Source organism: Streptomyces xylophagus, from assembly GCF_000716435.1.
Classification (GTDB): domain Bacteria; phylum Actinomycetota; class Actinomycetes; order Streptomycetales; family Streptomycetaceae; genus Streptomyces; species Streptomyces xylophagus.
The window spans coordinates 193,158-215,226 of sequence record NZ_JNWO01000002.1 but is presented as its reverse complement, the minus strand read 5'-3'; the positions used below and the strand labels follow the sequence as shown (position 1 = coordinate 215,226).

The following is a 22,069-nucleotide window of genomic DNA, read 5'->3' as shown; positions in this document are numbered from 1 at the left end:
TTGCAACGACCCCTAGAAACCGCCCCGTACCGCCGGGCCCCTCGCACGTCAGCGCACGGCCCTCCCGTACCGGGCGAACACGGTGGACCCCGTCTTCTCCACCGCCAGGCACTCCAGGAGCGCGGACGGACCATCGGCGGCGAAGAGCCGCTCGCCGGCGCCGACGACGGTGGGGAAGGTGATGAGCCGGTACTCGTCGACCAGATCCTCCGCCATCAGCGTGTGGACCACGCTCAGGCTGCCCATGACGATCACCTCCCGCTCCTCGCGTTTCACGGCGTCGACGAGATCGCCGTCGAGAACGGTCGAGTTCGCCCACGCCGAGGCATCGGTCAGGGTGCGGGAGGCGACCAGTTTCGACGCGGCGTTCATGCGGGCGGAGAACGGGTCGTCGCGGCCCGGCCACAGCTGCGCGAACGCCTGCCACGTGCCGCGGCCGAGCAGCAGCACCCCGTCGGCCAGGATGTCGGCCAGCCGGAACCTGTCGCCCTCGATCTCCTCTCGGCCGTAGCGGAAGAGCCAGCCTCCGTAAGGGGTGCCGTCGGACCCGTCGGGGTCGGAGACGACCCCGTCCAGGGTGGTGAACTGAATGACGGTGACGCTCATGATCCATTGTCCTTTCGGTCGATGCTCACCGGTACGTACCGGCGGCAGCGGCCGAACTCATCGCGGCGGGAGCGGTCGATCCGGAGAAATCCGCCGCGGCAGGTCGAAGGACGCCAGAACCTGTGGCTCGGTGAACACGACGTTGCGGGTGACACGGCCGGAGACGACCGTGAACACCTGGACGCTGTGCAGCCACCGGCCTCCGCCGGGGTCCCTCGCGTACGCGGCGAGCGCGGGCTGCGAGTTGGCCGTGATCGGCCTCAACGCCCAGTCCGTACCCCGGAGTTCGAAGACCCGGCGCATGAACGCGCCGTAGTGCTCGGTGCCCCGGAACCAGAACGGGACCGGCGGCATCTCCAGGACCACGGCGTCGGCCAACAGCCGTACCAGGGCGGGGACATCGGCCTGCTCGAACGCCCGGAGGTAGCGGTCGATCACCTCGCGTTCCTCGGGGTCGTCCGGTTCGGTGATCGTGTCGCCGTCGCCGACGTCCGTGAGGGCGGCGCGGGCGCGCTGGAGGGTGCTGTTGACGGCCGGGACGGTGGTGTCGAGCTGGTCGGCGACCTCGGCGGCGCTGAACTGCAGCACCTCGCGCAGCACGAGGACGGCCCGTTGCCGTGCCGGCAGCCGTTGCAGGGCGACGACCAGGGCGAGCCGCATGTCGGCACGGGCCTCCATGTCGTAGCGCGCGTCGGGGAAGGGCTGCAGCCAGGGGATGTCGGTCGCCGGGGTGAGCGGTGTTCCGGGGTCCTCGCTCGGTGTGCCGAGGCCGGACGGCAGGGGGCGACGCGCCCGTCCTTCGAGCGCGGTGAGGCACACGTTGGTGGCGATGCGGTACAGCCAGGTCCGTACGGAGGCTCGGTTCGGGTCGTAGCGGTCGCGGGCCTTCCACGCGCGCAGCATCGTCTCCTGCACCAGGTCCTCGGCCTCGTGGAACGAGCCCAGCATGCGATAGCAGTACGCCACCAACTCGCCCCGGTACGGCTCGAAGTCCACCCGCCCATCATGGCGCAAGGGGCTGTTAACGTCCTGCGGTGTTCTCTCTTCTCGAACCCCCGTTCTTCTCCCGTCTGCGCGACGCGCGCCGGATACTCGTCGCCGGCGCGGGCGGCGGCTTCGACGTCTACGCCGGGCTGCCACTGGCCCTTGCCCTGCGCGCGGCCGGCAAGGAGGTGCACCTCGCCAACCTGTCCTTCGCCGACCTGTACGGCCTCGACCTGGACGTGTGGGTGGACCAGGACGTCGCTGCCGTACGGCCCGACACGGTGGCCCGGGGCGACTACTTCCCCGAGCGGTCCCTCGCCCGGTGGCTCGACCTGCACGACATGCCGTCCACGGTGTACGCGTTCCCGCTGACCGGCGTGCGGCCGCTGCGGGACGCGTACCGCACGCTGATCGGGCACCTCGGCGGTGTCGACGCGATCGTGCTGGTGGACGGCGGGACCGACATCCTGATGCGGGGCGACGAGCACGGGCTGGGCACTCCGGAGGAGGACATGGTCAGCCTCGCGGCGGTGAACGGGCTGGATGAGGTGCCGGTGCGGTTGGTGGCCTGCCTCGGCTTCGGCGTCGACGCGTATCACGGGGTCAACCACTCGCTGGTTCTCGAGAATCTGGCCGCGCTGGAGCGCGAGGGCGCCTACCTCGGGGCGTTCTCGCTGCCGCGTGAGAGCCGCGAGGGGCAGCTGTATCTCGATGCGGTGGCTCACGCCCAGGAGTGCACGCCGGATCATCCGAGCATCGTCAACGGTTCCGTGGCGGCCGCCGTGCGCGGGGACTTCGGAGACGTCCGTTTCACCGAACGCACGCGCGGCGGCGAGCTGTTCATCAATCCGCTGATGGCTCTGTACTTCTGCGTGGACGCGCCGGGACTCGCGCGCCGCAACCTCTATCTGGACCGGCTGGAGTCAACCGCCCTCATCCGTCAGGTCAGTTCACTCATCGAGGACTTCCGCGACGAGCTGCCCCGGCAACGGCCGCCTCGCGCCTGTCCCCACTGACCGGCCGCCCCAGCGCCGGCAGCGGTTCGCGGGCGCGCAGGCTCACGACGGTGGTCACCGCGAACGCGAGCATTCCGCAGCCGACGGCGACACCGGCGGACAGGGCCGTCAACCGGTCGAGGCCCAGGCCGTGTTGGAACACCGGCGCGGCGGCGACGGACAGCACCGGGGCGAGGCAGAAGTGGGCGATCCACAACAGCGCTGCCACAGCGGCGAGTCGGGTCACGGCCGGCACGGGCAGCGGCGCCCAGGAACCCGGCATCCCGTCGACTGTCGTACGCCGGGCCGCTGAACGCGTCCTCGGGGGCCGTGCGGGCGAGGTAGATCCCGGCGCCCGCCATCGAGACGGTCGAGGCGGCCGTCGTCGGGGTCAACGGTCCTGCGCGACAACTCCCTGGTCACGGTCGTCCCGGGGCCGAGCACGTCGGCGGGACGGCCTGGCGACCGCGGCGCGGAGTCGAACGAATACTTGGGGGCAGCAAATGATGTGAACTGCCCCACGACGGGTAGTTCTTAACTCAGCGCCTCTTCCGCGTGAACACCTCCACTCAAAGGAACTGTGGTCTTGGCTCTCGCGTACCCTGACGCCCCGTCAGCCCGTCGGCCCGGGCGTACCTGGACTATTCGCATCACAGGTCACCGCGACCGTACCGCCTCGGTCAGCTGCTCCTCCGGGTGCGGCATGCCCGCCCGGTCGCGCGACATCGCGGCCCTGCGCCGTTTCGCCGAAGCCCATGCGGCGGCCCACGTCAGAGCGGCGACCGTACGGCCCGACGCGGCCTGCGGCTGCCGTCGGCAGCGGTGCGCGGCGCACGAGGGGACCCGGGTCGACTGCTCGGGCTCGGTGCTGCTCGTGCTGCGGCACGATCCCGCCGTCGGCCAGGTGTGGACCCTCGCCGAGGTCTGCGCGGCCTGCGCCTCGCTGATGACGCACACCCGCGTCGTCGGCCGGCCCGTGCCGCGCGCCCGGCCGCCGCGCGAGGAAACGGTCGTACCCCTGGAAGTGCCTTCCGCGACGAGCGCGCGCTCGGTGCCGGCCGGGTTCAGCGCGCCCCCGGCCGAACCGGGTGTCCCGTCCCGGCCGGGTGCCGTGGACGGTCGTCGGCGGAGGTGAGGACCGGGGCGCCGGTGGCACACGGAAGGGACCCGCCCCGAGCGGATGGTGGGCGGGTCCCGTCCGCCCCACCATTCTGGGGACATTGCCATGTCACAGACACGAGTGAAACCCGGCCACCCGGAGTGGACCGATCACACCCCGCGCGTAAGCTCGCGCGGTATCGCAGGAAACTCGGGCATACGAGACTCCACGACCCCCGCTTGACCCGCCAAGATCTCCCACGGTGATACTGGTGGGTCAGCACCGCACCCGCCCGCAGATTGGCCTATGTCGAACTCCTCCACAACTTCGCCCACGATCCCCCACACGGTGTGGCTGGCTCGCGGCCGCCACGTCGGGTCCGACGCGGCAGATGTCGTACGGCGACAGTTGCAGCGACTCAAGGACCGCGAGGTCATCGACGACCATCTGGAACCGGACACGGACGACGACCCGGCCGCTTCTGACCGGGTCTTCGAGGCGCGTTGGCGGGTCGAGGGGACGGTGACCGTGCGGGCGCGGCTGACGCTGCCGTCCGTTCCGGAGCCGGGATCGGGTTCAGGCCCCTCTTCTGCGGCCTCGGCCCAGGGGCAGGAGTGGGTCCTGGTCGCGGAGGCCGAGCGGGTCTGGGATCCTCGGTGGCCCTCCCCCGCGACCGTGTTCTGGCCCGAGGACGCGGACACCGGCTGGGACCATGCGACGGTTCCGGGGCTGCGCTTCCGGGAGGTCAATCCGCTGCCTTCGGACGAGAAGGATCTGCGGCGCCTGTTCAGGAGTTGCGCGCAGGACGGCTGGAGCATTCACGTCGTCGTGCACGAGGCCATGACGCCGGACGCGCAGGGCCGGCTGCCCGTGGCCCGGCTGCTGCCGCCGAGTCTCCGGCACTGCGTGGTGGAGCACCGGGCCACACCGGACCAACTGCGGTCCGTCAACTGGGCGTTGCTGCGCGAGTTCGACTTCCAGGTGCCGCGCGGCGGTGCCGTGGTGCTGCCCACGAACCCGGCCGCGCCCGGCTACGACGTGCGCGACTTCTCCGTGCGCAGCGTCTTCCTCGACGGTTCCGAACCCACCGCACTCGTGGACGTGCTGTGCCGCTACGCCGCGTCCGCGCGTCCGCTGCCGGAGGGCGGCGAGGCAGCCGTCACCGCGCTGCGGGAGCAGTGGGCCCTGATGACCCTGGAGGAGGAACTCGCCCGGGAGCGCAGGCTCGTGGCGATGTACGCCGAGGCTCTCGAGGCGATGACCAAGTCCCGTGACCTGTACCGGGAGTCTGCCGACCGCGCCAACGAGGCGCTCGCCGCGTTGCGCGAGTCCTCCGGTGAGGTGTCCGGGTTGCCCTCTCAGTCCGCCGGGTCCCCGTTCCAGCGGACGTTCGGTCGACTGAGGGAGGCGACGAAGGCACTGCGCCCGGCGCCGCCGGCCGACGGGGCCGGTGGAGATCCGTCGCACGACGGTGGCCGCTCGACTGAAGAGCAGTAGACGGCCGGGGCCGATGCAGGCGCCGGGGGCGGTCGTTCGGTCTCGGTGAGCGGCGCTCGGCCCTGTGGCGGCCCGCGCCCAATGTGCCGCGCGCCGGAGCCAGTCCGGCCGCCGCCGAGCCCTGAGACCCGGCAACTCCGCGACAGGGTCGAGGTGTTGGATGCCCGCCTAGACGGCGAGAGTCCCCCGTCCTGCGGCCAACCGCCTACGCAGCGCAGCGACGCCGGTGAAAATGGACCACCAGTGGTGATCATCGCCCACGCGCCCCCACCACGCCCCGACCTACCTTGGCGGCATGCCGATGCAACCCTGGTTCCGCGATGCCAAGTTGGGCATCTTCCTGCACTACGGGATCTACGCCGTCGACGGTGTGCCGGAGTCCTGGTCCTTCTACGACGGCCAGGTCCCGCACGACCAGTACATGCGGCAGCTCGACGGGTTCACCGCCGCGCGCTACGACCCGCGGGCCTGGGCCCGGCTGTTCGCGCGGGCGGGTGCCAGGTACGCGGTGCTGACCGCCCGTCACCACGACGGCGTGGCCCTGTGGGACTCGGCCCACGGTGACCTGGACGTGGTCCGCCGCACCCCGGCCGGCCGTGATCTGATCGGCCCGTACACGGACGCGCTGCGCGAAGAGGGTCTCAAGGTCGGTCTCTACTACTCCCATTCCGACTGGAACCACCCCGACTACGCCAGCACGGTGCACCCGCAGCCACTCGACGAGGAGATCCTCACCAACCCGTACTCCTCGGCACGTCCCGGCGAGGAGGATCCGGCTGCCTGGGCCCGCTATCTCGCCTACCGCGACGGCCAGGTCGGCGAGCTGGTCGACCGCTTCCGGCCCGACCTGCTGTGGTTCGACGGCGAGTGGGAGCGCAGCGAAGAGCAGTGGGGCATGCGGGAGTTGGCCGAGCTGATCCTCGCCGGGAACCCCGACACCGTCCTCAACGCCCGCATGCTGAGCTACGGCGACTACGCGACGCCCGAGCAGGGGGTGCCGCTGCAAGCTCCGGACGGGCCTTGGGAGTTGTGCCTGACGGTCAACGACTCGTGGGGTTTCCAGCACCGGGACGAGCATCACAAGTCGGTGCGGCAGCTGGTGCGTTACTTCACGGAGACGATCGGGATGGGCGGCAATCTCCTGCTCGACGTGGGTCCGAAGGAGGACGGGACGATAACGCCCGCGCAAGCGGAGCGACTTGAGGGGCTCGGCGCGTGGATCGCCCGGCACGCCGAGGCGGTGTACGGCACGGTCGCCGGGCTGCCCGCCGGGCACCACTACGGCCCCAGCACCCTCTCCGCCGACCGCCGCACGCTGTACCTGGTGTGCTTCGATCCGCCGCGCGAGGCGGTGTCGGTGCGCGGCCTGCGTACGCCCGTCAAACGGGTCACGGTTGTCGGCACCGGCGCCGAACTCGGTCACGACGTCATCGGCGGGCTCGGCGAAGTGCCGGGCGTGACGTGGATCGATGCGCCGGGCGCGGCCGATGTGGACGAGCGGGCGACGGTCCTGGCGGTCGAGCTGGACGGGGAGTTGGACCTGTACCGGGGTGCGGGCCGGGATTGATCCACGCGGTGCTGGCTGAGTCGCACAGTCCGGGACCGAGCCACACCGCGCGGTGTCTGTTCACAAGGTGCCGGCGCGAACTGCCCTGGGTGAGGCGCCCAGTTCGCGTCGGCACGCCTTGTTGAAGGCCTGCAGATCGCCGATGCCGACGGCGGCCGCGATCGCCGGGATGGACAGCGTCGACTCGCGCAGGAGATGCCGGGCGCGTTCCATACGGCGGTGCCGGATGTAGGCGACGACCGTGCTGCCGGTCTCGACGCGGAACAGGCGGATGAGGTGGTTGTGCGAGACGCCTGCCGCGTGGGCCACTTCGGGCACCGTCAGCGGTGCGGCCAGGTGCGACTCGATGTGCGCGACGGCGAGGGCGAGAGCGGGGTGCGGCCCGGTGGTGCCGCCGGCGGCCGGGGTCGCGAGGTCTGCCACGCGCCACAGCACGGTCCACAACTCCGCCGCCGCACGGGCTGAGTTGCGCGGTGCCGCCGCGACGGCCCGCAGCATCAGGTCGGTCAGCACCGGAGTCTGCGTACCGGCGTCCTGCATCACGGGAACGGTCAACCGCTCACCGGCCGACGGGAGTTCCAGGTGGGCGAAGAGATGCTCGGACCGGCCCCGGTAGTGGAAGCGCACCAGCGCGCCGGGCGGCACCAGGCTCACATGGCCGGGCCTGATCTCGTGCGGGACACCGTCGACGGTCAGCTCCGCCTCGTAGCGGTAGAGGTGCAGCTGCCAGAGGTCCGGCAGCCGGAACACGTCACGCGGGCTCACCGTGCCGTGCACACCGACGCCGAGGCTCGCCACACGCGGCGGGGCGTCGAGGCCGATCCGTACGTGGGTTCCCGTGCCGATGGTGTCGCTCACGGTGAAAACGTACCAGTGCCGGACAAGAGGTCATCGACTGTCAAGACTCTTCCGCGCGTTCGGGTGTGATGTTCCCCTCGTCGGCCATACCGGGGCCGTAACCGGGCATCCGGATAGGGCACATGCCGTGCCGTCGGACCGGAAAAAGGGGCGCCAGTGGACTCGACCACAACCGTGATCGTCATCGCCGCGGTGCTCGCGTTGATGCTGCTCGCCGTGGCCGTCGGAGTGCTGGTGCGGCTGGTCCGCACTCGGCGCGGAATGCGGCGCGCAGGGCTTCCGACCGGCCCCAAATGGGTTTTCTGGGGTGCCGTCCTCTACTTCGTACTGCCGACCGACTTGATGCCCGATCCCGTGTATCTGGACGACATCGGCGTACTTCTCCTCGCCCTGCGCACCATGCGCAAGTCCCTCGTCGAGCAGGAGGAGGGGCGGCCGGGCGACCTCGGCTGAACCCGGCACGGCTCTTACCTTCCTTACCGTGGTTACGCAGAGTAAGGAAACCATTCACTCGTTCGATTCGTATAAGTCTCTGGAAGCAGACGGAAGTCAGCGGGCCAAGCGACCTCGCAGGGTGGCCACCGCTTGCACGAGGCAGTACCGACGAGGGAGAGACGATGCAACCGTTCGCGCTCAACTACGCTCGCCCGGCAGCACAGTTGGAGCTGACCGCTCCGTACAGCTACGACTCCGGACTGCAGTTGAACGTGCTCGCCGACGGACGGGTCGCCGCCCATGATCTCGCTCTGCTGAGAGAACTGGGGACCACGACGTCCACCGCGGGATCGAAGACTCACTTCGACGACTGAACACGGAACGACGAAAATGACCGTGTTGGTCCTTACCTGCGAAGAGGACGTCACGGCGGACATGGTGGTGGTCCACCTGCACGCGTCCGGCGTCCCCGTGGTCCGGATCGATCCCGCCGACCTCACCGGCGGGGTCGCGCTCTCCGGGGAGTACGTCCACGGAGCCTTCCGCGGCCATCTGTCCGCCGGGGGGCGGCTGGTGAGCATGAGCGGACTCCGGTCGATCTGGGTGCGCAGACCGGGCACCCCGGCGACCCGCGCGCCCCAGCCCTCCGAGTGGCTGACCGAGGAGGCCTCCCAGGCGCTCTACGGCATGCTGCGCGGCTCCGGCGCCCGCTGGATGAACCACCCCGACGCGGCTCGCCGCGCCCGGCACAAGCCCTGGCAGCTGCGTCTCGCCCAGCGCAGCGGGCTGCCCGTGCCGGCCACCCTGATCACCACGTTCCCGCAGGCCGCCCGCGAGTTCTCGCGGCGCTTCCCGGACCTGGTGGTCAAGCCGGTCTCCGGCGCCCACCCGCAGGATCCGCCCCGAGCGGTGCCGACCAGCCGGGTCGCGCCGGACACCGACTTCGCCGCCGTCGCGTTCGGTCCCACGCTGCTGCAACGGCGGATCGCCAAGCAGGCCGACATCCGGCTCACCGTGGTGGGCGACCGCATGCTGGCCGCCCGCATGGCGACCGCCCCTGACCCGGACCCCGCCGAGGTCGACGTCCGCTTCGCCGTACCCCTGCAGCCCTGGCACCCCACCGAGGTCCCGCCGCGCATCGCCGCGGCCGTCCGGACGTACATGTGCGACGCCGAACTGGCCTACGGAGCCTTCGACTTCGCCGAGGACCGGGACGGGACCTGGTGGTTCCTGGAGTGCAACCAGTCGGGCCAGTTCGGGTTCGTGGAGGCGGACACCGGTCAGCCGATCGCACAGACCATCGCGGAGTGGCTGTCCCTCCCCGCCTCCCCGGAACAGGAGGGATGCGTCAACGGGTCGGACAGCAAGGTCACTTGACGTAGCGGAAACGGTTCACCGGAGTCACAGTTCGCAGCCGTCCTGCCAGTTGCACGCGCCGCAGATGACCAGCCGCAGCGCCCGGTCGTGGTGATGGTCGACCGTGACGTACGGGCGCAGCCGTTCGCTGCTCCCGCCGCACCCTGGGCAGCTCGCGAACAGTCCCAGAGGGCCGAAGTCGCTGATCGCCAGGGTGCTTTCGGTGGGGGTGCCCCGAACGGGGAGCGGCGGCACGAGGTCCGGGAAGCCGAGGCGCACGATCATCGCCGCCGCCTCGTCCGACACCCGGCCCCAGCCCTGAGCGAGCCGTACGTGGCGCAGCCCGGCCAGGGCGGACGGCAGCGGCGTGTCGTCGAGTCGGACGGGCACGGGTGCGCCGAGCGGCGCGGGTTCCGTCGGCGTTCGGCCCCACGCCGCCGACCACAGCAGGACGACGACGGTCTCCGGATCGGGGGCACCGTCCGCGGCTGTCGGCCACACGTCGAGCACGACGTCGGCACCGGCGCGTCCCAGCGCGTCCGCGAGCGCCAACGCCGCCCGCTCGTCCTGCCGTTGACAAGTGAGTCGCGTGTGCACGCACTCATGGTGCGGCATGCCGGAGGCGTCCGGCACGCCTGTGGCGTTACGACCCGTATGTCCCCAGGAGGCTGCACACCGCGTCCTCCTCGACCGCGCGCACCTTGCTGAGCAGAGCGGGGTTCCCCGCCTGGTTCACCTGAGTTGTCAATGAGAAAGTGAGCGCGCGCCGGCCGTCGGGGGTCGCCGCCATCAACTGTGTGTAACCAAGGGTGTTTCCGGTATGTCCGAGAACCACCCCGCACCGGGTGTCGTAGCGGAACAGGGCGAGCCCGGCGCTGTTGCGGCCCGGGCCGGCCGGTTCGGAGGCGCCGGGGATCCAGTGCCGCTGTTCCCGGAGTGCCGCCTGCGTGGTGAGGGCTCCGGCGGCGTAGCCGCCGATGAACGCGGCCAGGTCGCGGGGTGTGGAGGTGATGCCGCCCGAGGCCCACACGCCGGACATGCCGATCGCCTCGCTGACGTCCTCCGGTCCGGTCGGTCCGCCGACGGCGTAGCCGTGCATGTAGGGCTCCGGCATCTCGTAGCCCTGCGGCAGGCTCGTGTCGTGGAGGCCCAGCGGCCGGTAGACGTCGTGGCGCAGCAGGTTCTCGTAGCGTGTGCCGGTCGCCGCCTCCGCCATCAGCGCCACGGCGATGTTGTCGGAGTTGGAGTACTGGTACTTCGTGCCCGGGGCGAAGCGGAGCGGCTCGCCGGCCACGAAGTCGAGCAGGCGCCGCGAGTCGAAGTGGTGGTGCGGGTCGGCCGCGATGAGGCTGCGGAACTGTGGGCTCTGGCTGAAGTCCGGGAGGCCGCTGGTGTGTTGGAGCAGCTGGCGCAGGGTCACGGCCTGCCAGGCTCCGGGCAGCTGCGGCAGTCGGGTGCCGATCGTGTCGTCGAGGGTGAGCCGGTGCTGTCGTACGAGACTCAGGGCCACCGCCCCGCTGAACGCCTTGCTGGTGCTCGCGGTCCGGGTGTGGTCGCGCGCTTCGAGCGGGCGGCCGGTGGTGAGGTCTGCGGTGCCTGCCCGCAGGACGCGCTGCCGGTCGCCGTCGCGGAGCACGACGATCACGCCGGGCGGGCCGTCGGGGGCGGCGACCAGTTCGTCGAGGCCGCGCTGGAGGGAGTGGTCGTCGGCCGCGGCGGGCGATGCGGGCACGAGGGCGCCGACGCAGGTGGCGACGAGGAGGGAGACGAGGCGGAGCGGGAAGGGCATGGAGTGTCCTGGGGGCTGTGGGGGCGGGGCACGACCAGAATCCGGGGGCTCGTCGGCGTCCGCGCGGGCATGTGCTCCATACGGCCCCCTCCGCCTTCGCCGTCTCGCGGTGTTGCCCCGCAGGGCGTGCTGTGCCGTAATCGGATGACCCGCGGTGCGGATCTTGGCGGTGCCGTGTCTCGCCGGAAGGAGCGGCCGGTATGGACGCGTACGGTGCCGGGGACGGCGTCACGGCCGCCCCGGGAGGGCTGCTGGACCTGTTGCAGGTCGCGGCGGTGGTGCTGGACGCCGGCGGGTACATCGGGCTGTGGAGTCCCGAGGCGGAGCAGTTGCTCGGCTACTCCCCCGAGGAGGCGCTGACGCAGCGCGCGGACCGGCTGCTGGTGTCGCCCGACGACCGGGTCAGGGCACGGGAGCTGTTCGCTCAGGTGGGTTCGGGTGCCCGTTGGGCGGGTGTGTTCCCGCTGCTGCACCGGGACGGTACGGAGCGGTCCGTGGAGTTCCGCACGATGCGGCTGCGCGACAGCCAGGGTCAGCCGCATCTGCTGGGGCTGGCCGCGGACGCCACGACGGTGCGGGGTGTGGAGCGCGACCTGGCGCTGTCCCACAGCCTCGTGCGGCAGACACCGGTGGGCATCGCGGTGTTCGACACCGATCTGCGGTGGATCGGCGTCAACCCGGCCCTGGAGCGCATGAACGGCGTACCGGAGGCGCGGCTCATCGGGCGTCGTGTGGGCGAGGTACTGCCTGGTCTGGACGTGGCGGCCATCGAGTCCCGTATGCGCCATGTGCTGATCACCGGCAAGCCGCTGCTGGACCAGCAGACCGTGGGCCGGACGGCGGCCGACGTCACGGACAGGGCGTACTCGGAGTCGTATCACCGCATCGAGGACGCGCAGGGCCGGGTGCTGGGGCTGGCGATGGCCGTTCTGGACGTCACCGAGCGGGAGCAGGCCGCCGCCGAGGTCGCGCAGGCGCGCCAGCATCTGTCCGTCGTGGCGGAGGCCGGGGTGCGGATCGGGACGACCCTGGACCTCCAGCAGACCGCGCGGGAGCTGGCCGACGTCGCGGTGCCACATGTGGCCGACCTGGCCGCCGTGGACGTACTGGAATCGGTGGTCACACACGGCACGATCACTCCGGTGACCGCGGACACGCAGGTGGAGTTCCGCGCGCTGGCCGTCGCCGCCGGATACCTCACCGACGCGATCCACGCGGCGGACCCGGTGGGCGAACTGGCCACCTACGGCCCCCACCGCATCATCACCCGATGCGTCCGCGAGGCCGGCCCGATCCTGGTCGAGCGGGTGGACCCGCCGATGATGCGCCGCATCGCCAGGGACGGACGCGCCGCCCAGACCCTGCGCACGGCGGGCGTCCACTCGTACCTGGCCGTCCCGTTGATGGCCCGCGGCGAGGTACTCGGCACGCTGAGCCTCTACCGCACCGTCAACGAGCGCCCCTTCGACGAACAGGACCGCGTCCTCGCCTCCGAACTCGCCGCGCGCGCCGCGATCTGCATCGACAACGCCCGTCTCTACGGCCGTGAGCGCGCCACCGCGCTGACCCTGCAGCGCAGCCTGCTGCCACCGACCCCGGCCCGGCAGGAGGGGCTCGACATCGCGGCCCGCTATCTCCCGGCGCTGAGCGAGGTCGGGGGCGACTGGTACGACGTACTGCCGCTGGGGCCGGGGCGGACCGGTCTCGTCGTGGGCGACGTGATGGGCAAGGGCGTGCAAGCCGCCGCCATCATGGGCCAGTTGAGCACGGCGACCCGCGCGCTGGCCCGACTCGATCTGCCGCCCGCGGAGTTGCTGCACCACCTCGACGACCTCACCGGATCGCTCGGCGACACGATCGCGACCTGTGCGTACGGCGTGGTCGACCTCGGCCGGGGCACCTGCGCGCTGTCCAGCGCCGGGCACCTGCCGCCCGTGCTGATCCGTCCCGACGGCTCGGCGGAACTCCTCGAGATTCCCGGCGGAGTCCCGCTCGGTGTCGGCGGGGTGGACTTCGGGACCGCCGAAGTCGACTTCACCACAGGCGCGTTGCTCGCCCTGTACTCCGACGGCCTGGTGGAGAACCGCGGCGAGTCGATCGACGTCGGACTGCACACGCTGACGCGGCTGTTGCAGAGTTCGCGCCGCCCGCTGGAGCAGACGAGCGACATGCTCCTCAACACGCTGCGCCCGGAACCGGACGACGACGTCGCGCTCCTCCTGGTCCGCGCCACCGGCTGACCGCTCAGGCGCCCGTGGTCGAGCCGGGGCGGATGATCATGAGGACGGTGACGGTGGCCCACAGCAGGTTGAAGATGCCGGTGAACATGGCGAGTTGAACGGTCCCGGCCCGCTCCACGGGCCGCCGCGCGCCCAGTTCCTCGAGGAGTTCGTCCTGGCGGGGCAGGACGAAGGCGATCAGGATGCCGGCCGCCACCGCGGTCAGGGTGATGGAGGCGATGAGCCAGCCGCTGCCCAGGACGCCCATCGCGGAGGCGGTGGCGAAGCCGAAGAGGGGCACGGCAAGGCCGACCGCGCCGTAGAGACGGCAGATGCGGTGCAGCAGTCGTACGGTCGTCACCCCCGCGTCGGAGCCGTCCGGGCCCGTGAGAGCGCGGCGGGCCGCCGGTGGGAACATGCTGGCGGCGACGGTCACGGGGCCGACCGCGACGATGGCGGCCAGGACGTGCAGAGCGAGGAGGATCTTGGTCACCGGCCCAGGCTAGGGACGTCCCACGCGGGAGCACAGAGGCTGAAACGACAGGTTCCAACGGATTCCCGCCAACACCTCCCACCAGGCCACAGAGACATAGGGCCATGTCACACCTCTGGCAGGAATCTGCCTATCGTGGTGTTCATGCATACCGTGGTGATCCTCGCTCTCGATCATGTGGTGCCGTTCGACATGGCGACGCCGATGGAGGTGTTCGGCCGTACCCGGCTGCCGGACGGCCGCAACGCCTACCGGGTGCGGGTGTGCGGCGAGACGCCGGACGTGCGGGCGGACGGGTTCGCCCTGCGGGTCGACCACGGGCTCGAAGCGCTGGCGGACGCCGACACCGTCATCGTCCCGGGCCGCTCGGAGCAGGCCCCGCCGCCCTCCGCCCGGGTGCTGGAGGCACTGCGGGAGGCGGCAGCGGCGGGCACCCGGATCGTGTCCATCTGCGCGGGCGCCTTCGTGCTGGCCGAGGCCGGCCTGCTGGACGGGCTGCGCGCCACCACCCACTGGATCGCCGCCGATCTGCTGGCCCGCAGCTATCCGCTGGTCGAGGTGCAGCCGGACGTGCTCTACGTCGACAACGGCCAGATCCTCACCTCGGCCGGGGCCGCCGCCGGCCTCGACCTGTGTCTGCACATCATCCGGCGGGACCTGGGCTCGGCGATCGCCGCGGACGCGGCACGGCTGTCGGTCATGCCGCTCGAACGCGAGGGCGGGCAGGCCCAGTTCATCGTCCACCAACATCCACCGGTCCCCCAGGGCTCGACCCTCGAACCGCTGCTGCGGTGGATCGAGGACAACCTCTCCTACGAGGTCACCCTGGGCGCGCTGGCGACGCGATCGGGCATGAGCGAGCGGACGTTCAGCCGCCGGTTCCGCGAACAGACGGGCAGCACCCCTCTTCAGTGGCTGCTGCGGGCCCGCGTGCGCCGCGCCCAGTACCTGCTGGAGCACAGCGACCACACCATCGAACGCATCGCCCAGCAGGCCGGGTTCGGCTCCCCCACCGCGTTCCGCGAGCGCTTCCGCCGGGTCGTCGGCACGAGTCCGCAGGCGTACCGCTCGGCGTTCCACGGCAGGAGGGTCGCCGAAGTGGCGTTCTCCTGACGGATCTACGCGACGGCGCGCCCGTCGGCAGCCGTGCCACGCGCCGCCGCCAACAGAGCGTCCGCCTTGACGATCGCTTCCCGGATGCCCGTGGTGCCCATCATCACGCAGAGGGTGGACACGACGTCGTTCAACTCCTCGGCCGTCTGTGGGCGATGCCTCTCCGCCTGGGCGATGCGGAGCACCGCGTACCGGGTGAGCAGTTTTCTGACGGCCTTCGGGTCCGGCACGAGCACGGAGAGCCCCTCTCTCGTTTCGCCCTCGTGTGCCCCGCCGACGCCCGATCAAGCACACCGCCAAGAGATCTGCTCAAGCCACCTGCCCGCTGTGTAGCGCCGTGTACGCCCCACCCTGGCGCAGGAGTTCGTCGTGCGTGCCGACCTCCAGGATCTCCCCGTCGCCCATCACCACGATCCGGTCGGCGCCGCGCACCGTGGACAGCCGGTGCGCCACCACGAATGTCGTACGGCCGCGCAGCAGCCGGGCGAGGGCCTGCTGGACGAGGGCCTCCGAGCGGGTGTCGAGCGCCGAGGTCGCCTCGTCCAGGACGAGCACTTTGGGGTCGCGGATCAACGCCCGTGCGATGGCGAGGCGTTGGCGCTGCCCGCCGGACAGCCGCGCCCCGCGTTCGCCCACCAGGGTCTCCAGGCCCCGCGGCAACTTCTCCACGAACTCGAGGGCGTTGGCGTCGCGCAGGGCCGCGCGCACCGTTTCCTCGTCGGCGTCGTCCAGGCCGTAGGCCACGTTGTCGCGGATCGTGCCGTCGAAGAGGATCGACTCCTGGGGGACGACCGAGACGAAGCGGCGGTAGGTGCGCAGGTCGAGGGTGGTCATGTCGGCGCCGTCGAGGAGCAGTTGGCCGGCGGTGGGGCGGATGAACCCGATGACGAGGTTCAGGACCGTGGACTTTCCGGCGCCGGACGCGCCGACGAGGGCGACGGTCTCGCCGGGGGCGACGGTGAGGGTGAAGTCGTGGACGGCGGGCCTGAGTTGGCCGGTGTCGTAGGTGTGGCCGACGTTCCGGAAGGTGACGGCTCCGCGCACCGCGGTGACCTCGGCCTTGCCCTCGTTGTCCTCCAGTTCGGGTTCCTGGAGCACCTCGCCGACCGAACGGACCGACTCCAGGCCCTTGGTGATGACCGGGGCCAGGCCGGCGAGGGTCGTGGTGGAGTTGGTGAGGGTGGTCAGGAAGGCGCTGAGCATGACGACGTCGCCGGCGGTGACTCCCCAGACGCCGTAGTACGACACCAGGGCCGCGCCGGCGAGGACCAGGACGCCGACCACGTTCAGGACCACCCACGCCAGTGAGCCGAAGCGGCCGTTGAGCAGGTCGAGGCGGTTTCCTGAGGTGAGGAGTCGGCGCAGGGTGCCGTCCATGCGGCGCAGGGCCTTGCCCTCCAGGCCGTGGGCGCGGGTGACCGGGATGAGGCGGGTCATCTCCGTGACGCGCGAGGACAGGGTCTCGACCTCGTGGCGGAAGTGCTCGTTGTGGGTGCGCAGGCGTGCCCGCAACCGGGACACGAGGAGTGCGGCGACGGGCACGACGACCACGAAGACGGGCACGAACTCCGGCGTACGGAAGCCGATGATGACCAGACCGCCGGTGAGCACGGTGATCGCGCCGAGACCGGTCTCCGCGGTCTGCTGGACCATCTGCTCGACGGTCTCCACGTCGCGGACGACCTTGGCCTGGAGGACGCCGGCGCTGACCCGGGAGTGGTAGCCGATGGAGAGCTGCTGCATGCGGGTGCACAGTGCCGAGCGCAGATCGGTGCCCATGCGGCGGACGCTGCCGTAGAGAAGGCGGACATAGAGCACGTGCAAGGGGTAGTTGATCAGCAGGATGAACAGGATGACGCCGGTGCTGATCCAGAGTCTGCTGACCGGTTGGTGCTGGACGACGGTGTCGATGATGGACGCGGTGATCAGCGGGAGCAGCCAGATGGGGCTGTGCTTGACCGTGAAGACGGCGACGGCCAGGGTCAGGCGTCTACGGTCCTGGTGGAACAGGTAGGCGAGGGTGCGGATCGGGTGTTCGTCGCGGTAGCGGTGGTCGAGCGGTTTCTCCGTGGACGACGCCATCGGTGGTGGTCCTCCCCCTGTGACCGGTTGGCGGGCAAGCGCTTTCAGTCCTTGCCCGCCACGACTGCACCTCAGACATCAGACATCGGCTCAGACGGCGTCGAGTTCCGCGATCTCCTCGGCGGACAGCGCCAGTTCGGGTGCGGCGGCCGAGTCGCGGATCGTCTCGGGGCGGCTGGCGCCCGGGATCGGTACGACGACCGGCGACTTGGCGAGCATCCAGGCCAGGCACACCCGCTGCGGGCTGACGCCGTGCTGCTCGGCGATCAGGGCGAACGGCGCGTAGGCGGAGCCGAGTTCGCCGGCGCGGGCGATGCCGCCGAGGGGGCTCCAGGGCAGGAAAGCGATGCCGAGCTCGTCGCACAGGTCCAGCTCCGGCTCGCTGGAGCGGAAAGCCGGGGAGAACTGGTTCTGCACCGAGACCAGCCGCCCGCCGAGGATCTCGTTCGCCAGCCGGATCTGCTCCGGGTTCGCGTTCGAGATACCGGCCATGCGGATCTTGCCCTCGTCCAGCAGGTCCCGCACCGCGCCGACGGAGTCCGCGTACGGGACCGTCGGGTCGGGGCGGTGGAACTGGTAGAGCCCGATGGCCTCCACGCCCAGTCGGCGCAGGGATGCCTCGCAGGCCTCCTTGAGGTACTCGGGGCTGCCGTTCAGGGTCCAACTGCCGTCCCCGGGGCGCAGATGCCCGCCCTTGGTGGCGACCAGGACGTCCGCCCCCCGGTCGTGGGAGGCGAGGGCCTTGGCGATCAGGGTCTCGTTGTGACCGACGTCGTCGGCGTGCAGGTGGTAGGCGTCCGCGGTGTCGATCAGCGTCACGCCCGCGTCGAGGGCGGCGTGGATGGTCGCGAGGGAGCGTGCCTCGTCCGGCCGTCCCTCGATCGACATGGGCATGCCGCCCAGGCCGATCGCACTGACCTCGACGTCACCGATACGGCGGGTGTCCATTGCTCGTGCTCCTCTTCCGGTCTGCCGGCTGTCGTGCGGAACCGTGCCGTCCGACGCCGCCGGACGACCGATCGGGTCGCGGCGGGCAGGACGCACCCTCCAGCCTCTCCGGCCGAAGTCCGCAGGTCCAATAGAAGAAATCGAACGCATCCAGCAGCGGGACTGCTCAATCGGCGAGTCGTCCGAGGGGCTTGCGCACCTGCCCTGTTCATGTGGCACGCTCACCGGCGACCGGCCGGGTCGGCTCTGACTCCGGTCGTCACCAGGTTCGACAGGTTCGACCCGTTGATTCGACCCCGTGGAGAGGCAGCGCCATGCGCATCGGACTGCTCGGCACCGGCCCTTGGGCACAGATGGCGCACGCCCCCGCCCTCAGCGGGCACCCGGAGTGGGAGTTCGCGGGTGTGTGGGGCCGCCGCCCGGATGCCGCCAAGGAACTGGCGGACCGGCACGGCGTGCCCGCCTACGACGATGCCGACGCCCTCATCGCGGACGTGGACGCCGTCGCCGTGGCCCTGCCGCCGTCCGTGCAGGCCGAGTTGGCGGTGCGGGCGGCTCGGGCGGGCCGTCATCTGCTGCTGGACAAGCCCCTGGCGCCGACGGTGGAGCAGGGGCGGGCCGTGGTCGACGCGGTCCAGGAGGCCGGGGTCGCGTCGGTCGTGTTCTTCACCACCCGCTTCCAGCCGGAGACGGAGGCGTGGATCGCCGAACAGGCCGCCGCCGAGGGCTGGTTCACCGCTCGGGCCGAGTGGCTCGGCTCGGTGTTCACCAGCGACAGCCCGTTCGCCGCGTCGCCCTGGCGGCAGGAGAAGGGCGCGCTGTGGGACGTAGGCCCGCACGCCCTGTCGGTGTTGCTGCCGGTGCTCGGTGACGTCCGCCGGGTGGCTGCGGCCGTGCGGGGGCCCGGGGACACGGCCCTGCTGATCCTGGACCACGTCGGCGGCGCGTCGAGCACGCTGACGCTGAGCCTCACGGCACCGACCGCGGCGGCGGGAGCCACGGTGGAGCTGCGCGGCGAGACCGGGGTGACCGTCCTTCCGGACAGCTCCGGCAATGCGGTGTCCGCCCTGGTCCGGGCCGCCGACGCGCTGGGCGTGGCCGTCCGCACGGGCCGACCGCATCCGTGCGACGCGGCGTTCGGGCAACGGGTCACGGAGATCCTGGCGCAGGCCGAGGCGATGGTGTACGGCGAGGCCGTCTGAATCACCCGGCGCCGGGCGGCTGTTCGTGCTTGTCCCCTGCCTCGTCGTCGTCCTCTTCCTCTTCCTCGCCGAACGGCTCGTCACTCCACCGGAACCACGCCCGCCCTCCCTCGATGTGCAGGAGGAACTCGGGCACGGGACCGTCCGGCGAGGTGAGAGTGACCTGTCTCCGGATTTCGTCGTAGGCCTCTTCCCACCGGGTCCAGTGCCCGTCGTCGTCCGCTTTCGTCAGGGCGATGTCCCGCGCGAACAGGTCCCGCACGGCGTCGAACGCCGGACCTGCGGTGAACTTGCCCGACAGCCAAGGGAAATCGGCGTCGTCGATCAGGATCTCCCCGACCGACTCCTCGCCCCTGCGCACCTGCCAGACCTCGCCCACGAACCCCATGCCCGACTCCGTCCCGCCGTAGATCGACCTGCCGCCAGCTTGCCACCCGGCACTGACAGTCGGCCCGGAGCTGATGACAGGCCGGGCCGACTGTCCCGCAGGGCTAATGCCCCGTGCGCCTACTCGACGACATGGAAGTTGGCGCGCTCACGGATTACCGGATAGCCGGCCTTGGCGAAGTGCGCGGCCATCGGGAAGTTGCCCTGGTCCGTGGCGGCGGCGATGAACTCGGCGCCCCGCTCGGCGAGATAGTGGGTGCACTCGGCCAGCAGGTCGAGGGCGTAGCCGTGGCCGCGCTGTTCCGGTACGACTCCGATGAAGCCGATGCACGGGCCCGACGGGTTGTGGGCCGGGATGTGGATTCCCACGAGGTCTCCCTCGGGGGTGCGGGCGACCTGCCACCACTCGCGCGGGGACGGGCACCAGCGGAAGAAGTCGACCTCCTCCTGTGCGGCCTGGTCGACTCCCCCTTGCCGTACGGCCCGTCGGGCATGGGCGTCGAGGGTGACGGAGTGGATGCGGCGCAGCGCGTCGAAGAACACGGAGTCGTCCGGTTCGGGGCCGAAGACAAGACGTCCGGGGCGTTCGGGGAGCCCGCATGCCGGGGTCCATCGGTAGATGAACCGCTCGACGAGGAGGTCGTATCCGGCCGTGCGCAGGGCGGTGAAGCGGGCCTCGGCCGCGGCGCGGGTCTCGGGGCTGTCGCGCCAGCCGGGCGGAAGGTTCAGTTCCGCCTCGACGCGCCATGGTGCGCTGCGCAGGAGTGCGGCTCCGGCCTCCTCCTCGCCCTCGATCAGGTCGAAGCAGTCGACGGTGAGAGGTTCGGTGTCGTTCGGGCCGCCCCACCAGGCGGCGCGTGCGACGACCTTGCCGTCGCGCAGCGCGACCCGCTGCCAGTCGGGCCGCCAGGTCGTGAGTCGGTGTGCGGCGCGGGCGCCGAGCGGGTCGGGAAGTGCGTCGAAAAGATGGGCGTCGCTCTCGTCGAGCGCGCGAATGACCGGATCGGTCATGGACTGATTCCTCCGGGATGCGTACTGCGTGAAGCGCTCCCGGTCAGGTCAGTCGAGGCACACCGTGTCAACAGGGAGGGAGCGCTGGGGTGTTGTGAGCCTCATGGCACTCGCCTCCTTCCGTTGGTCTCAAGGCGTGCGGTCACACGCTAGACGGCGGGCCGCGTACCCGTCCAACTCTTTTCGTGGCCGGTCAGGGCTGGTCCCACCACGCGAGCGCCGAGATCCGCCAGCCCTCCGAGGTGCGGACGAACTGGATGGTCTTGGTCCCGCCTCCCTCGTACGGCTCGCCGTCCAGAAGTCCGGACTTGCGGTACTCACCGAACCGTGACGCGATGTCGCCGACGATCTCCGTTCGTTCGGACGTCTCCCACTCGGAGAACTCGAGCAGCCGGCCGTCGGTCAGCAGCAACCGGCGGGGCTCGATGAACTCCTCCACGGTGTAGACCGTGAACTCCGGGCCGGTCTTGACGATCACACCGCCCGGAAGGACCAGCCGCCGGATCCGGTCCACGTCGGCGGCCTTGCCGCCCCGGTTGTCGAAGGCACCGAAGAACTCGGTGGTCACCGCGTCTATCTCGATCTTGGACATGGCGCGACGGTAACAGCGAAGGGGCTCCGGGCATCACCGGCCCGGGCCGCCGACGTACCCGCGCGGCTCCCGTCCGGGCGTCGCCCGGACACGACGAACGAACGGCTCTCGGCCGCCCGCCGGGCCACGTCGAGGACTATGCTGCTGTACGGACGTCCCAGACCCCGGCGGCTTGTCGTTGCTCGACACAGATGGCTGCGGGGAGCGGACTTTTTGTCCGTCACCCGACGCATCCCTGGAGGGAACCGGGTGGGTCCGTCGTCCTGTCGCACAGGCCCTCGGACCGGCATCGCTCGCCTCCGCCGCACCTACCCCCTGCCGACAGCGCATCGAGAAGGGCCCGGAATCCCGGCATCCCCGTCTCGCTGCCGGATGGTCTTCCGAACCGAGGCGTCATGCCCCTCCCCCAGCTCACCGTCTACCGTCACGACCGACAGAACCGGGCACTGATCACCCTGGCCGGCGAGATCGACCTGCAATCGGCGCCGCTGGTGCGCGCGGCACTGGCACGGTGCCTGAGCGACGGCATCCACCTCGTCGATGTCGACCTCACCCCCGTGACCTTCTGCGACTGCAGCGGCCTCAACGCCTTCCTCTACGCCTTACAGCGCACCGCGGAAGCCGGCGGAATCCTGCGACTGCACCACCCGCCACCGACACTGGGCCTGATCCTCGACCTCACCGGCTCCGGCCCCCTGCTCCTCGGCCCTCCGGTCGGGCAACCGCCCCCTCCTCCCAAGGAGGATCCGGCCCCGCCCGCCCGGTCATGGTGGCGTCAGCTCGCCTCCGTCGGCAGCAGCTTCCGAAGTTCCTGAACAACCCTCTCCACGAAGGGT

At 70.9% G+C, this 22,069-nt stretch carries 24 protein-coding genes; 11 read left to right on the top strand and 13 right to left on the bottom strand.

Going from position 1 to position 22,069, the window contains the following annotated elements:
- Positions 1–48: 48 nt before the first annotated feature.
- The gene (locus OO70_RS04475) at positions 49–606 is read right to left on the bottom strand and encodes a dihydrofolate reductase family protein (RefSeq protein ID WP_043664302.1); all 558 of its coding nucleotides are present in this window, start codon (positions 604–606) and stop codon (positions 49–51) included.
- 57 nt (positions 607–663) lie between these two features.
- Entirely contained in the window at positions 664–1,620 is a 957-nt protein-coding gene (locus tag OO70_RS04470) for a sigma-70 family RNA polymerase sigma factor (RefSeq protein WP_078651242.1), read from the bottom strand.
- 20 nt (positions 1,621–1,640) lie between these two features.
- On the opposite strand from OO70_RS04470, the gene OO70_RS04465 reads away from it, so the two are divergent.
- Positions 1,641–2,606 (top strand): DUF1152 domain-containing protein, encoded by a 966-nt coding sequence (locus OO70_RS04465; protein WP_043664297.1) that lies wholly within the window; start codon positions 1,641–1,643, stop codon positions 2,604–2,606.
- Here OO70_RS04465 and OO70_RS04460 read toward each other — a convergent pair.
- Positions 2,545–2,868, bottom strand: coding sequence for a hypothetical protein (locus OO70_RS04460; RefSeq protein WP_043664294.1), 324 nt, complete (start codon positions 2,866–2,868; stop codon positions 2,545–2,547). The two genes, OO70_RS04465 and OO70_RS04460, sit on opposite strands and share 62 nt — an antisense overlap.
- 420 nt (positions 2,869–3,288) lie before the next feature.
- Here OO70_RS04460 and OO70_RS04455 point away from each other — a divergent pair, with 420 nt between their 5' ends.
- From OO70_RS04455 to OO70_RS04445, 3 genes are all read left to right on the top strand, one after another.
- Positions 3,289–3,720 (top strand): hypothetical protein, encoded by a 432-nt coding sequence (locus OO70_RS04455; RefSeq protein WP_078651241.1) that lies wholly within the window; start codon positions 3,289–3,291, stop codon positions 3,718–3,720.
- 270 nt (positions 3,721–3,990) lie between these two features.
- A complete protein-coding gene (locus tag OO70_RS04450; RefSeq protein WP_234336700.1) occupies positions 3,991–5,181 on the top strand; it encodes a hypothetical protein in 1,191 nt (396 codons plus the stop codon).
- Between the two features lie 295 nt (positions 5,182–5,476).
- Entirely contained in the window at positions 5,477–6,748 is a 1,272-nt protein-coding gene (locus OO70_RS04445) for an alpha-L-fucosidase (protein WP_043664289.1), read from the top strand.
- 60 nt (positions 6,749–6,808) lie between these two features.
- Here the strand turns inward: OO70_RS04445 and OO70_RS04440 are convergent, their stop codons facing one another.
- On the bottom strand, positions 6,809–7,606 hold the full coding sequence (locus OO70_RS04440; RefSeq protein WP_051740637.1) for an AraC family transcriptional regulator: 798 nt from the start codon (positions 7,604–7,606) through the stop codon (positions 6,809–6,811).
- A gap of 156 nt (positions 7,607–7,762) precedes the next feature.
- On the opposite strand from OO70_RS04440, the gene OO70_RS04435 reads away from it, so the two are divergent.
- The 3 genes from OO70_RS04435 (at position 7,763) to tgmB (ending at position 9,418) form a co-directional block, all read left to right on the top strand.
- A complete protein-coding gene (locus tag OO70_RS04435; protein ID WP_043664286.1) occupies positions 7,763–8,059 on the top strand; it encodes a YkvA family protein in 297 nt (98 codons plus the stop codon).
- A gap of 164 nt (positions 8,060–8,223) precedes the next feature.
- On the top strand, positions 8,224–8,415 hold the full coding sequence (gene tgmA, locus OO70_RS04430) for a putative ATP-grasp-modified RiPP (RefSeq protein ID WP_033283043.1): 192 nt from the start codon (positions 8,224–8,226) through the stop codon (positions 8,413–8,415).
- Between the two features lie 16 nt (positions 8,416–8,431).
- On the top strand, positions 8,432–9,418 hold the full coding sequence (gene tgmB, locus OO70_RS04425; RefSeq protein WP_043664283.1) for an ATP-grasp ribosomal peptide maturase: 987 nt from the start codon (positions 8,432–8,434) through the stop codon (positions 9,416–9,418).
- A gap of 24 nt (positions 9,419–9,442) precedes the next feature.
- Here the strand turns inward: tgmB and OO70_RS04420 are convergent, their stop codons facing one another.
- Both OO70_RS04420 and OO70_RS04415 read right to left on the bottom strand, forming a co-directional pair.
- Positions 9,443–9,994 carry a hypothetical protein gene (locus OO70_RS04420; protein WP_158711408.1) on the bottom strand — a complete coding sequence of 184 codons (552 nt, stop codon included), beginning with the start codon at positions 9,992–9,994 and terminating at the stop codon, positions 9,443–9,445.
- A 46-nt stretch (positions 9,995–10,040) separates the two neighbouring features.
- Positions 10,041–11,186 carry a serine hydrolase domain-containing protein gene (locus OO70_RS04415; protein ID WP_043664279.1) on the bottom strand — a complete coding sequence of 382 codons (1,146 nt, stop codon included), beginning with the start codon at positions 11,184–11,186 and terminating at the stop codon, positions 10,041–10,043.
- Between the two features lie 200 nt (positions 11,187–11,386).
- Between OO70_RS04415 and OO70_RS04410 the strand changes: the two genes are divergently transcribed.
- Positions 11,387–13,426, top strand: a complete 2,040-nt coding sequence (locus OO70_RS04410) for a SpoIIE family protein phosphatase (RefSeq protein WP_043664277.1) — start codon at positions 11,387–11,389, stop codon at positions 13,424–13,426.
- A gap of 4 nt (positions 13,427–13,430) precedes the next feature.
- Here the strand turns inward: OO70_RS04410 and OO70_RS04405 are convergent, their stop codons facing one another.
- A complete protein-coding gene (locus OO70_RS04405) occupies positions 13,431–13,898 on the bottom strand; it encodes a membrane protein (RefSeq protein ID WP_043664275.1) in 468 nt (155 codons plus the stop codon).
- Positions 13,899–14,042: 144 nt separating this feature from the next.
- On the opposite strand from OO70_RS04405, the gene OO70_RS04400 reads away from it, so the two are divergent.
- Positions 14,043–15,011, top strand: a complete 969-nt coding sequence (locus OO70_RS04400; RefSeq protein ID WP_043665318.1) for a GlxA family transcriptional regulator — start codon at positions 14,043–14,045, stop codon at positions 15,009–15,011.
- Between the two features lie 5 nt (positions 15,012–15,016).
- On the opposite strand, the gene OO70_RS04395 is transcribed toward OO70_RS04400, so the two are convergent.
- The 3 genes from OO70_RS04395 to OO70_RS04385 form a co-directional block, all read right to left on the bottom strand.
- Positions 15,017–15,247, bottom strand: a complete 231-nt coding sequence (locus tag OO70_RS04395) for a DUF5133 domain-containing protein (RefSeq protein WP_043664272.1) — start codon at positions 15,245–15,247, stop codon at positions 15,017–15,019.
- Between the two features lie 73 nt (positions 15,248–15,320).
- Complete coding sequence (locus OO70_RS04390) at positions 15,321–17,093, bottom strand: ABC transporter ATP-binding protein (protein ID WP_043664271.1); 1,773 nt, start codon at positions 17,091–17,093, stop codon at positions 15,321–15,323.
- A 90-nt stretch (positions 17,094–17,183) separates the two neighbouring features.
- Complete coding sequence (locus OO70_RS04385) at positions 17,184–18,041, bottom strand: aldo/keto reductase (RefSeq protein WP_043664268.1); 858 nt, start codon at positions 18,039–18,041, stop codon at positions 17,184–17,186.
- 314 nt (positions 18,042–18,355) lie between these two features.
- Here OO70_RS04385 and OO70_RS04380 point away from each other — a divergent pair, with 314 nt between their 5' ends.
- The gene (locus OO70_RS04380; protein ID WP_043664266.1) at positions 18,356–19,243 is read left to right on the top strand and encodes a Gfo/Idh/MocA family protein; all 888 of its coding nucleotides are present in this window, start codon (positions 18,356–18,358) and stop codon (positions 19,241–19,243) included.
- Between the two features lies 1 nt (position 19,244).
- Here the strand turns inward: OO70_RS04380 and OO70_RS04375 are convergent, their stop codons facing one another.
- From OO70_RS04375 to OO70_RS04365, 3 genes are all read right to left on the bottom strand, one after another.
- Positions 19,245–19,631 (bottom strand): hypothetical protein, encoded by a 387-nt coding sequence (locus OO70_RS04375; RefSeq protein ID WP_043664264.1) that lies wholly within the window; start codon positions 19,629–19,631, stop codon positions 19,245–19,247.
- Positions 19,632–19,750: 119 nt separating this feature from the next.
- A complete protein-coding gene (locus tag OO70_RS04370; RefSeq protein WP_043664261.1) occupies positions 19,751–20,641 on the bottom strand; it encodes a GNAT family N-acetyltransferase in 891 nt (296 codons plus the stop codon).
- A gap of 193 nt (positions 20,642–20,834) precedes the next feature.
- Complete coding sequence (locus OO70_RS04365) at positions 20,835–21,233, bottom strand: nuclear transport factor 2 family protein (protein WP_043664258.1); 399 nt, start codon at positions 21,231–21,233, stop codon at positions 20,835–20,837.
- A 395-nt stretch (positions 21,234–21,628) separates the two neighbouring features.
- On the opposite strand from OO70_RS04365, the gene OO70_RS04360 reads away from it, so the two are divergent.
- Positions 21,629–22,048, top strand: coding sequence for an STAS domain-containing protein (locus OO70_RS04360; protein WP_078651240.1), 420 nt, complete (start codon positions 21,629–21,631; stop codon positions 22,046–22,048).
- The last annotated feature ends 21 nt before the right edge of the window (positions 22,049–22,069 follow it).